A 13,673-nucleotide genomic window follows, 5' to 3' on the forward strand; every position below is an offset into this window, starting at 1 on the left:
TGTTTTGTGGGTGGGTCTGGCGGAGCGCTACCAGTCGGATACCCGGTACGTTCCGTGGCCCTCGATGACCGCGTCGTCCCTGAAGCTCAAGACCTCGTTGACTGGGTCGCCGTTCTGGTTGCGGTACGCGATGACGATCGTGTCGATGCCTTGATAAACGCCGTCAACGGAGAACCGCAGATCCGGAATGCGTGCGAGGGCCTCGGTCCAGTATCGCCGCAACGCGGCCTTACCGCGGACCACGCCGCGCGTTTCCGGGAAAAGTTTGGCGGCCACCGGCGACGTGAACACGACGTCGTCGTGGAAGTCGGCGAGAACGGCTTCGACGTCGTGGGCGTTCCAGTTGCGCACCCACCGGTCGCTGAAAGCGGCCGCATCGACATTCATGCCGGCACTCTAGCGCCGGGCTGCAGACGCCGGCGCCGGCTCAGAGTTGGCGGCGAATGTCGAGGAGGTGGTGCTGCAGTTCGTGTGCGGTGTGTACCGCAACCCAGCGCAACGACCGCTCACTCGTTTCGGGATAGTGATAGACCACCGTGCGCTCCCAGTCGTCGCCGGCAAGCCGCGCCAGTACATTGCTGAATAGCGTTGCGGCGTCGCTGAGTTGGCGGGCGACAGCGAGCGGATCCTGCTCGTTGTAGCCGTCGTGCTCGGCACGCTCTTCGCGACCCATGGACGCGCAGTCGGCGCCGTTGACGCGCCGCGCCGCGAGCACCCGTTCGCGTTGCACGAGCAACACATCGCGCAGATGACATGCATACTCCAGTGGAGACCAGACGTCGGGACATGGGCGGGACCGGACGTCAATTGCGTTGTCGCGCAGTATCTCAACGACTGCGGCCGCCCGGGCGCAGATATAAACACCGGCGGTCCCGGCTTGACGCAGGTCGTAGACGAACGCGCAACCCGCACACGGATCTGTCACCCGACCATCTTTTCAAATCCCGATAGTTGTGTGAAGGCAACGGCGCCCGAATGGGCCGGATCTGGTTGTCGCGCAATGGAACGCGCCAAATAGCAGATCGCTTCATCCGACGGCCACTGTGCAGGCCCATTTTATGCGGTGTCCAACTTCCCTGGCGGCCGGATACGACGAAAGTGAATTGACGGGAGTGTCGGTGTTAGTACCCTGATGACCAGCTCAGGAAGGGTCGGAAATGCTCGGGACGGGATCCGCGGGGCGGATGCTTGGGGCTGCGCAACCAGAGGCGGAGCCGTGGGCCTTCCCTATATAGATGAGCAGGCGTTGGTCGCCGAAGCCGGTGGTGACCCGTGGGCGATCAACGCAAGTTTGCAGGCGGGCAGCCCGCTGCAAATTTCGAATTTGGCTGAAGCCTTTCATCGCGCGGGCCGGTGCACCCAGGAGGCCAACAACGCGTTCGAGCAAGCCCGTACGCGCTTCCAAGCTGCCTGGAATCACCAGGATGGCGGTCACCCGATCAACGACTCCGAAGAGGTCCAGCGGGTGACGAAGGCATTGGGAGCGCAGTCCTTGCGGCTGCCCAAGATCGGAGCGGACCTGGAGGGCATCGCAGCGGGGTTGGCCGACGCGCAAAAGGCCGGGGCCGCGCGGATCGCCACCTTAGATGCGCAGTTGAAGAATATTTCGGACTTGGTTGCCGAGGCCGTCGACATGTTGAACCAGGACAAGAGCCTCAGTCCGGCGGACCAACAGGCCTTGCATGCCCTCATCGACACGCTCGAAGGCGACGCCCTCCGGGACACCAAGGCGGCGCTCGCTGCACTGCAGTCAATTCGCAACGGCTACTCCGACGGCCTGCAGAAATCGCTGAACAGCCTTCATGCCGAAGGATATGACGGCGCGCCCCTTCATGGCGCCGACGCCGACGGTGTCGCCCCGCCGTCTCCCGCCCAACAAGCCGCACTGGCGGAGATCCGCCAAGTCACCAAACAGGCGGTGGCGGACCAGCTGGCCAAGGTACGCGCTGCGCGGGACGCTCTCAATAAGGCCGCGGCCGACGCGTACACCCACGGCCCAGGGTCACCGGAAGCCGAGGCCGCCAATGCCAGGCTGCCCAAGCTCAAGGACGATCTTGCGAAGGCTCTCGACGACCTGCGCAAGATACCCGACTACACCGGCATCGATCCCGCGTCGGTGAGCATCACCCCCGACGGGCATTTCATGTTCACCTACAACGAGAAGGGACAGCCCGTACAGGTCACCGGCCAGCTCAAGAACGGAACGGGCGAGTTCTTCGACCAGGCCACCGGCACCTACTACAGCTTCAACGGCGGCAAGTTGACCGGCATGCGCACACCGGATCCCGGGCAAGTGGAAGCCACCCCCGAACCGCTATGGACCGCCATCACCCTGGCGGTCGGGGGGCCGGGGCTGAAGGCTGGCGGGGAGGCGCTTTTACAGGGCGCGAAGGCGCTATTCGGTCGAGAAGCGTTTGAGGGCCTGACGTCCGAAAGTCTCACGGCCAGTGGGATGAGCGGGCCAGAGTTGCGTGCCGCCCTGGCCGAGGCGGATCTCCCTCCGCACGGTGCACCTGGGGTTGGAGGTGAACCCGTCCCCGGCACGCATTCTCTTGAGCCGCCTCCGGTCGAGCAAGCTCCGCCGGCCGCCGATGCACCCCTCGACCATGCGCCAGCTGGGCCTCACGCACCTGTGTTGCCCGACAGCCCGCCACCCGTTGCGATTGATCCGGCGCATCCGGAGTTCCACCTCGACAATCCTCTCAACTACATGCCACCCGAGTTGCGGGCGCTATCGGAACAGCACCTGACCGGGAGCGGAGAAACCGTCCTCGGACCGTTTAAAAACCCCATGGGTGGACCTTCCTACATCGACGTCGCTCAACAGCGGGGGGCAAGCTACTTCGACATCGGCGACGCGTGGGGTTCGGCTACGCCCGTTGAGCGACTTGCGGCCAACCAGCATGTCCTCGACATTGCAATCGCGAATCGCGACACTATTAGATTGTCGACTTCTATCGATAGGGTTTTGGACAACACATATACGGCCGCCGAGCTCAACTATCTGAAGGCGCACGGATACCAAGTGATCGATGGCTATACTCTCGTACCCCCCAAGATCGGAGATTAGCGGTGAAGACGCTTTTGGAATTTATCGTGCGTTACGTCGAGTTTCTTTATCTCAACCCTAAATACAGAATCACGGACTCTTCTAACCGAGGCCTCGCGGATATCGATGCGTCGATTTCCTTTTCCAGCGAGCAACTCAAATGGGATGTTGTTAATGATCGTGGCATCATTTACTTCGCAGCAGTGCCAGTACATCAAGATAGCCCCGATTGGTTTCCGCTTTCACTCATCCGTCAGTACTTGGAGCGCAGCGACGACGCAGGAGTGGCTCAGCCTATGGAGCAGGCTAATTGGCTGTCCCAGAACTTAAACGAAGTTGAGGAGCTGTTCGCGGATAAGCCGACTGCGTCGCGCGTGTGCGACGAGCTTGCCACTTTGCGCCTTTCGAACTCATCAAAAAAGTGGGGATGGCCGAAACCAGACGAAGCAAACTAGCTGCGACCCCCAACTGCTGATCTCACGAGGCTGTCGGAAACGATCGCTGTTTCCTGGCGCTACGGACTGCCGGCGTGATTTAGGGGTGAAGCTCAGGGTCGAGGCGTGCCAAACGCCCGTCGCAACGTAATAAGATTCGAAAAAGTATTCACCCTGCTGATTGCACGACCGAGGCCGAGCGACGTGTATCGGCTCAACAACCGATGATTCGCAACCCCGCTACGAGCGCACCCACTGCGTGATCTCTGGCGTCACCGGATCCGTGATGTCGTCGAATTCGGGATGCTTCTTGAGCACCGTGCCGATCATCGAGCACACCGGAACGATGCGCTTGCCCTCATCCCGCGCCTCGTTGAGCGCCTCCTCGACAAGGATTGTCGCCAGCCCGCGTCCGCCGTAAGCCGGATCGATTTCGGTGTGGTAGAAGACGCGCTGATCGCCGCGGTCGGCGAAATCGGCCAGCCCCACCGTCTTACCCTCGACGGCGATCGTGTATTTGCCCTCCTCGAGGCGAACCGTGGCTTCGGCGCCGGTCTTATCGGTTGTCATCTGTGCTCCCCTTTCTTTGCGGTGTCGGTCGGGGCCGCAGCCGGGCGGTCGGCAGCGGCGGGGCGGGCAGTCGGGCGAGCGCTCCCCGGTATCCCTGGACGGCGCCGAATCGGTCGTCGGCGTCCTCCCACAGTTGTCGGTAATCGACGATGTCCTCGTGGCTTCGGCCGACGAAGTTCCACCACATCACCAACTCTTCCGTGAACGGTGTGCCGCCGAGCAGCAGCACCCGCGCGGGGCCCTCCCCCGCATTGCGTACCTGCAGCCGCGCGCGGCCGGGACTGCGGTACGCCAATTCGGCGATCGCCAGGACCACCTCGTCCACGTGTACGGTCCCGGAATCGCAGAGCACCCCGTGCTCGAAGGCCGGGTTCACGTCGATGTCCAGGGCGGCCCCGGCGTCGAGATCGATCTGGGCACCCAGCAATGGCGTAGCCGTCGGCACCGGTGATCGGTCGCCGGCCAGCTTGCCGAGAAAGACCCGCGCGGTGGCGCCCGGAAGCGCCACGGGCGCGGGCGTGTAATGGGCGAAGTCACGTCCGGTGTCGCGATCGGCTGCGGGCAGCGCGACCCAGAGCTGGACGCCGTGCAACAGGGCACCGGAATCGAGTGAGACTTCCGAATGGCAGATGCCGGCCCCCGCCGTCATCAGGTTCAGCTCGCCGGGCCTGACAACCGCGTGCACGCCGGCGCTGTCGCGGTGCTCCACTTCCCCACTGAACAACCAGCTGACGGTTTGTAGTCCCGTATGGGGGTGCGGAGGGACGTCCATTCGCGCGGCGACGGGACCGTAGCGGTCGATGAAGCACCACGCCCCGACGAGCGAGCGCTGTCGCTGCGGAAGGGTGCGTTGCACCCGGATCGCCCTAGGGCCGCCCAACGGAACCTCTCGCGGCTGGAGCACCTCCACCATTGCTGAGGTATCCAGATGTTGTGAAGCGGCGCAAGCGACTTCGGCCGGCGCGGCTTCAAGATTGCTCATCGTCCACCCTCCGTCGCGGGGCCCTCGCGCGAGCGCCGTCTTCCGCGACCGTACCCGCCACGCCTACTTGCGCGGGGGTCGCAGCGCCTTCATGGCCAGTCGCATGACGGGCTCGGGTACGCGATCCTTCATCGACAGGGCGCCTTCGGCTGCGCGGGAGCGCAGCGGGGTGCCCCGCCCGAATACCCGGTTCAGCGGCCCCCCGGACGGCTCGAGCACCACATGCAGCGGCGGGGTACCGACGGCGGCACCCAGCGCGTTGGAGATGACCATCCGCTGGATCTCGCTTGTTCCTTCAAAGATGGTGTACAGCTTGGCATCCCGATACCATTTCTCCACCGGATGATCGGTGATGTAACCCCAGCCGCCCATGGTCTGGATAGCGCGTTCGGTGGCCTTGACCGCGACTTCGCTGGCGGCCATCTTCGACATCGAACCCTCACCCCGTTCGAAGGGGACGTTGTTGGCCGCCATCCACGACGCACGCCAGGTGAGCAGCCGGGCGGCGTCGATCTGGGTGGCCAGCTCCGCCAGCGGGAACGCGATGCCCTGGTTGTCGATGATGGGCCCGCCGAAGGCCTCTCGCTCGGTGGCGTACGTGGTGGCGTACTCGAGCGCCGCGCGGGCGATGCCGATGGCCTGGGCGGCGACCATGGGCCGGGTCTGCTCGAAGGTGCCCAATGTGGCTGAACCGGACCGCTTTCCGCCCGCCACGACCTCCCTGGCCTTGGCGAGCTTGTGCTCGAGCTTTTCTTCACCGCCGAGCAGATTGGCGCGGGGAACGCGCACGCCTTCGAAGAGCAGCTCGGCGGTGTGAGAGGCCCGACAGCCCAGTTTGTCCAGCTTTCGCACCATCTTCAGTCCGGGCGCGCCGCCCGGGACCACGAACAGTGCCTGACCGCGATGGCCGAGCTCCTCGTCGACCACGGCGTTGACCACGTGCACGTTGGCGATGCCGCCATTGCCGATCCACATCTTGTGGCCGTCGATGATCCAGTCGTCACCGTCGCGGCGCGCATGGGTGCGCAGGTTACGCACATCGCTACCGCCCTCGGGCTCGGAGATGGCCAGGGCGGCCAGCTTGAGATCTCCTGGTGTGCCGAAACATTCGGGCGCCCACTCGAGCATCTGCTCCGGCGACGCGGCCTGTCCGATGGCGGAGAGTGCCAGCGCCGGCATGACGATCGCCAAGCCGATGCCCGCGCAGCCCCAGAACAACTCCTCCATGAACATCGGCAGGGATATACCCGTCGGATCGCCGATCAGATCGCGGTAGAACAGCGGGCTGTAGAAACCCTGCTGTGCCGCCTCCTCCAGCACCGCCCAGGGAAATTCCTGTCGCTGGTCGTAGTCGAGCGCGACTGGGCGTATTACGGATTCGGCGAACTCGTGCGTGCGCCGGGCAAGGTCGTGTTGTGCCGCCGTCGGGGTCAGGTCGAACGTCATGGGTGCGCCTCTAGGTCGACAGACTGGTCTTGCCGACCCCGACTACCCCGTTGACCGGCCCAGCAAACTGCCGCCCCGGCCTCTCGGCGAAATGTCAGGCAGCCGAACGGGGTTTGACTTGCGCCAGCGGCAGGTGCAGCACGACCGCGGCCACCGGGACCGCTTCGTGTTCGTGGCGTGCCAGCAGGGCGGCATTCTCGGGAAGTTGCCGGGCATTGATCTCGCCGGAGGCGATACGCCGGAGGACGTCGTGTGCGTGAGCGAGCTGGTCCCGCTTGCGGTATTGACCGCCCGGCAGCTTCACCCCGGCCCACACGCCGTACTCCTCGCGGTGTGCGATGGCGTGGGCGGCGCAGCGGCGCTGTTGTGCCAGTGGGCAGCGGCGCAAGCACTGGATCCGCGCCTCGGTGGCCGACCGCTCGTATGCGCGTGCCTTCGCGGCGCCGTCACCACCGTCGTCGTCGGGGTAGCCGAACCACAGTTCCGGATTGGCTGCGCAGGGGTGTCCCATGTCGGTCTCCTTGGTCGAGCGTGAAACGTAGACGGAAGCGTATACGCAATCTGCGGCCCGGCGCAAGAGAAACGAGACAGAAACGTATATACCGATAGTGGGGGCGCTAGCTGTGTAATATCCGGCCCATGGCCGGAGCGTGCGGTGACCCGTGAATCGGCCGGTGCGGCCATCCGGGCGCTGCGTGAATCGCGCGATTGGTCGCTGGCCGACCTTGCTGCCGCGACCGGGGTCAGCATCATGGGACTGAGCTTCCTCGAGCGCGGAGCCCGCAAGCCGCACAAAAGCACAGTTCAGAAGATCGAAAATGGCCTTGGGCTGCCGCCGGGCACCTACTCGCGGCTGTTGGTGGCCGCCGACCCGGACGCCGAGCTGGCGCGTCTGATGGCCGCGCAGCCGCCGGCGCCCATGCCCACGCGGCGCAGCGGACCGGTGGTGGTGGACCGCCACAGCGACACGGAAGTGCTGGAGGGCTACGCCGAAGCGCAGCTCGATGCCCTCAAATCCGTCATCGATCGATTGCCTGCGACAACATCAAACGAATATGAGACGTATATTCTGTCTGTGATCGCGCAGTGCGTGAAGGCAGAGATGCTCGCCGCCAGCTCCTGGCGGGTGGCCGTGAACGCCGGCGCCGACTCGACCGGCCGGCTGATGGAGCATCTGCAAGCCCTGGAGGCGACGCGCGCGGCGCTGCTGGAGCGGATGCCTACCAGCTTGAGCGCCCGATTCGACCGCGCGTGCGCGCAGTCGTCGTTGCCGGAGACCATCATCGCGGCACTGGTCGGCGTGGACGTCGAAGAGATGTGGGACATCCGCAACCGAGGGGTGATCGCGCCGGGTGCTCTGCCCCGCGTCCGCGCCTTCACCGAGGCGGTCGATTCCAACGCCAAAGAGGAAAGCCAAGCCGACGACGAGGGGGCGCCGTGAGTCGAACCGAAGTCGAGGCATTGAGCCGCGCCCATCAGCTGTTCGCCGGCAGCACGCATCCCTCCTCCCTGGACGCAGGCACCGCCCACTACCGCAACATGTTGCAGCAGGCCGCCCGACTGAGCGACAAGATGGCGCACGGCGGTTACCAACTCGCGGTCGACCACAGCCGGCAACGGCTCACCGCGGCGGCCGGCACCGACGCCGCGGCCTCTGACGTCATCGCCGACGCGCACCGCGATCGGGCACAGGCCCGCGACCTGACTCGAAGCGTGCTGGACGCGGCCCGCGCGGACGCCGATCGGCCCGCGACGCCGCTGGCCCAGCGGGAGGCGATGCGGCGCCGCGCGACTCGCCTGCGTGCCCAACGCGCGCACGTCGTGTCGGCACGCTCGCGTGCGCGACAGCGCTACGCGGAACTGCTGGCGCTGCGCTATCGGCTCCGCCACGACCGTCGGCTCGGGCGGGCGGGACTGCCGAACGGGCGGGCCGCACTCGCCGTGCGCGCCGCCTTGTCTCGCTTGGGCCGACCGTATGTCTGGGGCGCGACCGGACCCGACCAGTTCGACTGTTCCGGGCTGGTGCAGTGGAGCTACGCGCAGGCCGGCGTGCACCTGGATCGCACCACGTATCAACAGATCAACGACGGCTTCCCGGTGACCCGTGCGCAGGTGCGGCCCGGTGATCTGGTGTTCCCGCACGCCGGCCACGTGCAGCTGGCGATCGGGAACAACCTGGTTGTGGAAGCGCCCTATTCGGGCGCCTCGGTGCGAATAAGCCGCATGGGCAACAACGTTGCGATCCGCCGACCGATATGACAAGCCAAGACCGCCCGGTAATGCGGGCACGACGAATAGGGTGAGCCGATGCCGGAACAACAACCGGGGCCCTCGCTAGAGGCCGTCGAGGCACGGCGGGCCGCGCTGGCGAGTCAGCACGGAACGGCGTCGGAAGCCGATCGGGTGCTGACCGAGGTGCTGACGAGCGCTCACGAGGCAGCGCGCGAGAGCGTCCGGCGATTGGACTCCATCGCCGAGCAGATCGACCACGCGACCGTGAACCAGGCGGACCTCGCGCTCGATACGCCCATGGGGGCGCGCGAGTTTCAAAAATTCCTGATGGCCAAGCAACGCGAGATCGCCTCGGTCGTGGCCGAAGCACGCGAATTCGGCCAGTCGAAAAGGTCGGTGTTGCAAAGCCTCCGGGCCCGGTACGCCGCCGACCGAGGCTAGCCGGAACTAGTCCACACCGTGCGATGCAGTGAATTGTCGGCGGCGGTGCCCCTGAGTACTGTCGCCGAACATGGAGGGGTCGCGTCGTTTCCTGCAGCAGCTTTCGAGCAGGCTGTGGCGCCGCCTGGCTGGCTGATGTCGGCATATGACGACCTGCTCGCCGCGGTCAGATACGTCCGCGACCGCACCGGCGACCCGAACGCATGGCAGACGGGATTGGCGCCCGCCGAAGTGACCGCCGTGATCACGCCGACCACTCGGCCCGAACAGGTCGAGGCGATCCTGCGCAAGATCCGCCAGCAGCACGCCGGCGTCTTCGGCGCCGCAACGGCGGCCAATCCGCCCGTGCAGCGGCCGTCCGCCGAAACCTCGGCACTGCCGGATCGCGAGACGGGCGCCGCGGCCGAGGCCATTGCCAATGCCGAAGCCGCTCTTGCGCAACAGAATTCGACGAGCTCGCAGCTGGACATGCAGGTGGTCTCGGCGATCCTGAACGCGCACCTGCGTGCGGTCGACGGCAGAGAAGCTCTGACCAAGCTGCAACACGAAACCGAAGCCGCGGTGCGGACCAGATCAGACCTGGACACCCCGGCGGGGGCCCGGGACTTCCAGCGGTTTCTCATCGGCAAGCTCCGAGACATCCGCGAGATCGTCCTGAACGCCAGCCTGGACGACACGTCGAAGTCAGCGCTGATGGCCGCCTGGACGTCGCTGTACGACGCCTCCAAAGGGGAACCGCATGCGCCAGGCGAACGGCCGGGGACGGCGGTGCCGGTTGGTGATACACCCGCCGGCGACGCGACCGATGATCTCGACGCCGATTGGGATCCGCTGCTGGACTCCTTGTTTGCCGACGATGACGGCCTGTCCGGGGATGTGCCGGGGCCGAATCCGGGCGCGGGCGCGGCGATGCCGGCCGTACCGCAGCCGCCGATGGTGCCCACCATGCCCACCATGCCCAACTTCGGTGGTGGCTCACTGCCGGGGCTCGGCTCCACGCCGTCGATGGCCGGTTGGGAGCCCGGCGGACTTCCGCTCTCCGGACCAGAAGGTGGCGACGGGGCCGATCCGGCTCTTCAAGATCTGGCCGACGAGGAACTGCCGGACGACCAGGACCCGGGAGCGCGCGACGCCTCGGACGAGGTGGCGGGTGGCACCGACGCCCAGCACGGCACGTCGTCCGATGAGCCGCCGGCCGGTCCGACACCGGTGACCTTGCCCGACGGGGAAACGGTGACCGCCGCCAGTCCCCAGTTGGCGGCCGCGATCACGGCCGCCGTCGCCGGCACCCCGATAGCGGAGGCTTTCCAACAGCAGGGGATGACCATTCCCCCACCGGGAACCGCGGTGCCCAGCCCCATCGATGCCCTGCAGGTGGTACCCGGCGATATCGGGATGTTCACCGATCGCCACGCACTCGCCCTCGGCTCCGGCAAGGCGCTTTACGACGGCCAAATTCAACACATCGCCACCGTGAGCGGGCCGACCTTCTTAGGCTGGGAGCATCCGCCGGCGGCGGCCGCGGCAGTACCGACGCCGGCCAAGCCTGACCCACCGACACCCACCCGGCCGGCGACCTCGTCGACCACCTGACAAAAATGAATCCGCCGGCACAACCGGCGGTCGTCAACAGGAGACAGCGGATGGCAGATTCGATTCATGTAGTGCCTGCGCACCTACGTCAGGCCGCCGCGCACCACCAGGACACCTCGGAATATTTGCGTACCGTTCCGTCGTCGCACGCCGCGATCCAAGAAAGCCTCGATTCGCTCGGGCCGATCTTCAGTGAACTGCGCGACGCGGGCCGGGAACTGCTGGAACTTCGACGCCAGTGTTATGAGCAGCAAGCAGCTGACCACGCGGATCTGGCCGACAAACTGACCGTTTCGGCGACGATGTGGGAACAGCACGAGCAGGAGGCGGCAGGGAAGTTCGGCGACATCGTCGACCGCGGTCGATGACCGACGCGAATCCCGCTTTCGACACCGTTCACCCGAGTGGACACATCCTCGTCCGCTCTTGCCGCGGCGGCTATATGCACAGCGTCGCGCTGAGCGAAGAGGCGATGGAAACCGATGCCGAGACGTTGGCGCAGGGCATTCTGCTGACCGCCGACGTGTCGTGCCTCAAAGCGTTGCTGGAAATTCGCGACGAGATCGTCGCGGCCGGGCACACCCCGTCCGCGGAGGTTCCGACTCCCCGGGATCTCGATGCGGCCATCGAAAAGTTGCTGGCGCACAAACTGCGTCGCCGAAACGGTGTGCTTTAAAGGGCTGTGAGGCGAGCTGCCGGCCTAGCGCAACCACGGCTTAGCCACGCTGGGATCGGGCGCGATACCGGTCGGCGGCTCTACTGGATTGGGGCCGAACAACTCTCGCGCGCGAGCGAGCAAGGCGCGCACCTCGTCGAGTTGCTGCTGCAGTGCAGAATCAGCCATGGCCTTACGCTACCCAGGGCCTTGCGACCGCACAATTCACTGACCGCACAAGTCGCCCGCCGGGTCCCGGTACGCTTAGCCGGTGGCGGTCTTCGGTCGGATGTCGGCGCGCCAGCGCCTCCGGAGAGCTACCCGGGAATCACTGGCGATGCCGGCTTTCAGCTCCCCTATCGACTGCACCCCGTGGGTGACAGGCGGGCTGTGGCCTGCCGAATTGTCGACGGTGACGCCCGAAACCGCCACCCTCGCTGAGTATCTCAAGGCTGACCTGGAACGAATTGCCCGCGCCGCCAACGACGAACTGAAGTTGCTCAAGCGATCGGGAATGACGGACCCTTCCCGGCAGGCGGCGGAGGCCCGGGTCATCGACGCCGCCCGTGGACGTGCCGTGCGCCGAGTCGAATCGACGATCCGCTATTTGCATGCGGTGCAGAGTGGAGTGCAGGCCCGCGTTGCTCCCCCACCGCGGGTAGAGCCGTCCGACGCGGACCTGGAAAAGACGCAGGTGCTGCCCGTAATCCGCGAGACGAAGCCCGCCGCCGAGGCGCCTCCGCCGAGTAGGCCCGAGTCGACCCCGCGACCGGGCAGAAGGCGCCGTCGTCGAGAGTCCGCGGAAGAGACCCGTACCGCCGACGCGTCAGATCTCGATCAGACGCAAGTCATTCCGGTGGTCAGGGACGAGCCGGTTTCGCCGACGGCGGCGGAGCCTGCGCCCGAGCCGACCCCAGAGCTGACCGATTCCGGTCGTCACCACGCGGTGGTCGAGCCGGGCGACGAGCACGAGCCTGTCGCCGCCGAAGCGCCGCATCTCGACGAGACGCAGGTGATCCCCTTGGTCACCCAGGCGGAGCCGGTATTCGGGGCGCCGGCGCAGCGCGCGCCCGAGCCGGCCCCAGAGCTGACCGATTCCGGTCGTCACCACGCGGTGGTCGACGAGCCGTCCGTCGCAGAGGCGGAGCCGCCCCGGCAGGACCCCCCGGTTGATGTCACGCCCGTCGCCGAGGCAGAAACTACCGCCTTCGCGGCGGCCCGGCCGCGGACCGAAAAGCAAACGCCGCCAACAGGATCCGACAACGAGCGGCTGAATCGGCTGCTCGAGTTCGTGGTCCGGCAGGAGCCACGCGTGAATTGGGCGATCGGCGACCGCGCCGACGGCACGACGGTACTCGTCACCGACCTCGCTCACGGATGGATACCGTCCGGCATCACCCTTCCGGCGGGCGTGCAGTTGTTGGAGCCCGAGCGGCGCCCCGGCAGGGTGACCGCGCTGATCGGCGAAACGGCGCGCGTCGTCACTTACGCTCCCGGTGATTCGCTGCGCCGCTCGGTCGACTTCGCCGCGACCAGGTCGTCGGTCGAGCCGCGCACCCTGCCTGTGATCGATGATTTGGCGAGCGTGCTCAGCGCGACCACCCGCAGGCGTGACGATCTGCCCAAGATCGTGCCGAGGTTGGCGGAGGCCGCCGCCGCCGGAACGGTCGTCGTCGACCAGGAGGTCGACGTGCTGCGGGTACACCTCGATACCGCGCGTTACCAGCTCCTCGTTCAGTACCCGAACGTCAATCCCGCGCTCCTGCTCAAGTGCCTGTTGATGGCCGCCACCGAGGGCATCGCCAGCGGCGACGCGGTGTCCGCGAACTACCACCTCGCCTGGTATCAAAAGCTCAGCGGGTGAACGCGCGGCGGGCAAGCCGCAAACCTGCTCGCGCATGAATTGACGCTGGTCGGAGGGGTCGACGATACTGTCATGGTGGCGGGTTCGGGCAGTCGCGCGAATCTCAGCGAGAAGGATCTCGTCGAATCGGTTCTTCGGGAACTGAGCGAGGCGGCCGACAAGTGGGAAGCCCTTGTGGCGCAGGCCGAAGCCGTCACCTACAGCGTCGACCTGGGTGACGTCCACGCGGTCGCGAATTCCGACGGCCGGTTACTCAAACTGACTTTGCATCCCGGGGTGATGACCGGGTACGGCCACGGGGAGCTGGCCGAAAGACTGAACCTCGCGATTACCGCACTGCGCGAGGAGGCAGAGGCCGAGAACCGGGCGAGCTACGGCGGCCCGCTGCACTGACGCGTATCGCGCGC

The 13,673-nt window shown here is 66.2% G+C and carries 17 protein-coding genes; 10 read left to right on the plus strand and 7 right to left on the minus strand.

All coding sequences use genetic code 11. The annotated features are described in order from the left end of the window. Positions 1-27: 27 nt before the first annotated feature. On the minus strand, positions 28-387 hold the full coding sequence (locus A5708_RS15510) for a nuclear transport factor 2 family protein (RefSeq protein ID WP_065029472.1): 360 nt from the start codon (positions 385-387) through the stop codon (positions 28-30). A 40-nt stretch (positions 388-427) separates the two neighbouring features. Further along, positions 428-925 (minus strand): DinB family protein, encoded by a 498-nt coding sequence (locus A5708_RS15515; protein WP_081292975.1) that lies wholly within the window; start codon positions 923-925, stop codon positions 428-430. A gap of 291 nt (positions 926-1,216) precedes the next feature. Here A5708_RS15515 and A5708_RS15520 point away from each other — a divergent pair, with 291 nt between their 5' ends. Next, positions 1,217-3,070, plus strand: a complete 1,854-nt coding sequence (locus A5708_RS15520) for a hypothetical protein (protein ID WP_065029473.1) — start codon at positions 1,217-1,219, stop codon at positions 3,068-3,070. Between the two features lie 2 nt (positions 3,071-3,072). After that, a complete protein-coding gene (locus A5708_RS26310; RefSeq protein WP_081292976.1) occupies positions 3,073-3,504 on the plus strand; it encodes a hypothetical protein in 432 nt (143 codons plus the stop codon). 219 nt (positions 3,505-3,723) lie between these two features. Here A5708_RS26310 and A5708_RS15525 read toward each other — a convergent pair whose 3' ends face one another. From A5708_RS15525 to A5708_RS15540, 4 genes are all read right to left on the minus strand, one after another. After that, positions 3,724-4,053: a GNAT family N-acetyltransferase gene (locus A5708_RS15525; protein WP_065029474.1), complete on the minus strand. Its 330-nt coding sequence runs from the start codon at positions 4,051-4,053 to the stop codon at positions 3,724-3,726. Then, the gene (locus tag A5708_RS15530; protein ID WP_065029475.1) at positions 4,040-5,035 is read right to left on the minus strand and encodes a pirin family protein; all 996 of its coding nucleotides are present in this window, start codon (positions 5,033-5,035) and stop codon (positions 4,040-4,042) included. Before A5708_RS15530 ends, A5708_RS15525 begins: the two co-directional genes overlap by 14 nt. A 63-nt stretch (positions 5,036-5,098) precedes the next feature. Then, positions 5,099-6,481, minus strand: a complete 1,383-nt coding sequence (locus A5708_RS15535) for an acyl-CoA dehydrogenase family protein (protein ID WP_065029476.1) — start codon at positions 6,479-6,481, stop codon at positions 5,099-5,101. A gap of 94 nt (positions 6,482-6,575) precedes the next feature. Further along, entirely contained in the window at positions 6,576-6,992 is a 417-nt protein-coding gene (locus A5708_RS15540; protein ID WP_064953496.1) for a WhiB family transcriptional regulator, read from the minus strand. A gap of 144 nt (positions 6,993-7,136) precedes the next feature. Between A5708_RS15540 and A5708_RS15545 the strand changes: the two genes are divergently transcribed. The 6 genes from A5708_RS15545 to A5708_RS15570 all read left to right on the plus strand — a co-directional run bounded on the left by A5708_RS15545 (position 7,137) and on the right by A5708_RS15570 (position 11,423). Continuing rightward, positions 7,137-7,922 carry a helix-turn-helix domain-containing protein gene (locus tag A5708_RS15545; protein ID WP_065029477.1) on the plus strand — a complete coding sequence of 262 codons (786 nt, stop codon included), beginning with the start codon at positions 7,137-7,139 and terminating at the stop codon, positions 7,920-7,922. After that, on the plus strand, positions 7,919-8,740 hold the full coding sequence (locus A5708_RS15550) for a C40 family peptidase (RefSeq protein WP_065029478.1): 822 nt from the start codon (positions 7,919-7,921) through the stop codon (positions 8,738-8,740). Before A5708_RS15545 ends, A5708_RS15550 begins: the two co-directional genes overlap by 4 nt. 48 nt (positions 8,741-8,788) lie before the next feature. Then, positions 8,789-9,154, plus strand: a complete 366-nt coding sequence (locus A5708_RS15555; protein ID WP_065029479.1) for a DUF4226 domain-containing protein — start codon at positions 8,789-8,791, stop codon at positions 9,152-9,154. Positions 9,155-9,499: 345 nt separating this feature from the next. Next, on the plus strand, positions 9,500-10,747 hold the full coding sequence (locus A5708_RS15560; RefSeq protein WP_419538332.1) for a DUF4226 domain-containing protein: 1,248 nt from the start codon (positions 9,500-9,502) through the stop codon (positions 10,745-10,747). Between the two features lie 50 nt (positions 10,748-10,797). Next, positions 10,798-11,115, plus strand: a complete 318-nt coding sequence (locus A5708_RS15565; protein ID WP_007771671.1) for an ESX-1 secretion-associated protein — start codon at positions 10,798-10,800, stop codon at positions 11,113-11,115. After that, on the plus strand, positions 11,112-11,423 hold the full coding sequence (locus A5708_RS15570) for a DUF2694 family protein (RefSeq protein ID WP_065029481.1): 312 nt from the start codon (positions 11,112-11,114) through the stop codon (positions 11,421-11,423). The genes A5708_RS15565 and A5708_RS15570 overlap by 4 nt, the downstream gene beginning before the upstream one ends. Positions 11,424-11,447: 24 nt before the next feature. On the opposite strand, the gene A5708_RS27250 is transcribed toward A5708_RS15570, so the two are convergent. Continuing rightward, positions 11,448-11,591, minus strand: coding sequence for a hypothetical protein (locus A5708_RS27250; RefSeq protein ID WP_172826369.1), 144 nt, complete (start codon positions 11,589-11,591; stop codon positions 11,448-11,450). A gap of 82 nt (positions 11,592-11,673) precedes the next feature. On the opposite strand from A5708_RS27250, the gene A5708_RS15575 reads away from it, so the two are divergent. Together A5708_RS15575 and A5708_RS15580 are read left to right on the plus strand one after the other, a co-directional pair. Then, positions 11,674-13,266, plus strand: coding sequence for a DUF5631 domain-containing protein (locus tag A5708_RS15575; RefSeq protein ID WP_065029482.1), 1,593 nt, complete (start codon positions 11,674-11,676; stop codon positions 13,264-13,266). Positions 13,267-13,338: 72 nt separating this feature from the next. Continuing rightward, positions 13,339-13,659 (plus strand): DUF2710 family protein, encoded by a 321-nt coding sequence (locus A5708_RS15580; protein WP_065029483.1) that lies wholly within the window; start codon positions 13,339-13,341, stop codon positions 13,657-13,659. Positions 13,660-13,673: the final 14 nt, after the last annotated feature.

It is taken from the genome of Mycobacterium colombiense (assembly GCF_001672755.1).
Lineage (GTDB): Bacteria > Actinomycetota > Actinomycetes > Mycobacteriales > Mycobacteriaceae > Mycobacterium > Mycobacterium colombiense_C.

Bases quoted from the DNA above. Each gene is read 5' to 3' on its own strand.
- A5708_RS27250 (WP_172826369.1), bottom strand. From the start codon at position 11,591: ATGGCTGATTCTGCACTGCAGCAGCAACTCGACGAGGTGCGCGCCTTG.
- A5708_RS15535 (WP_065029476.1), bottom strand. From the start codon at position 6,481: ATGACGTTCGACCTGACCCCGACGGCGGCACAACACGACCTTGCCCGG.
- A5708_RS15540 (WP_064953496.1), bottom strand. From the start codon at position 6,992: ATGGGACACCCCTGCGCAGCCAATCCGGAACTGTGGTTCGGCTACCCC.
- A5708_RS15510 (WP_065029472.1), bottom strand. From the start codon at position 387: ATGAATGTCGATGCGGCCGCTTTCAGCGACCGGTGGGTGCGCAACTGG.
- A5708_RS15570 (WP_065029481.1), top strand. From the start codon at position 11,112: ATGACCGACGCGAATCCCGCTTTCGACACCGTTCACCCGAGTGGACAC.
- A5708_RS15530 (WP_065029475.1), bottom strand. From the start codon at position 5,035: ATGAGCAATCTTGAAGCCGCGCCGGCCGAAGTCGCTTGCGCCGCTTCA.
- A5708_RS15555 (WP_065029479.1), top strand. From the start codon at position 8,789: ATGCCGGAACAACAACCGGGGCCCTCGCTAGAGGCCGTCGAGGCACGG.
- A5708_RS15565 (WP_007771671.1), top strand. From the start codon at position 10,798: ATGGCAGATTCGATTCATGTAGTGCCTGCGCACCTACGTCAGGCCGCC.
- A5708_RS15525 (WP_065029474.1), bottom strand. From the start codon at position 4,053: ATGACAACCGATAAGACCGGCGCCGAAGCCACGGTTCGCCTCGAGGAG.
- A5708_RS15580 (WP_065029483.1), top strand. From the start codon at position 13,339: ATGGTGGCGGGTTCGGGCAGTCGCGCGAATCTCAGCGAGAAGGATCTC.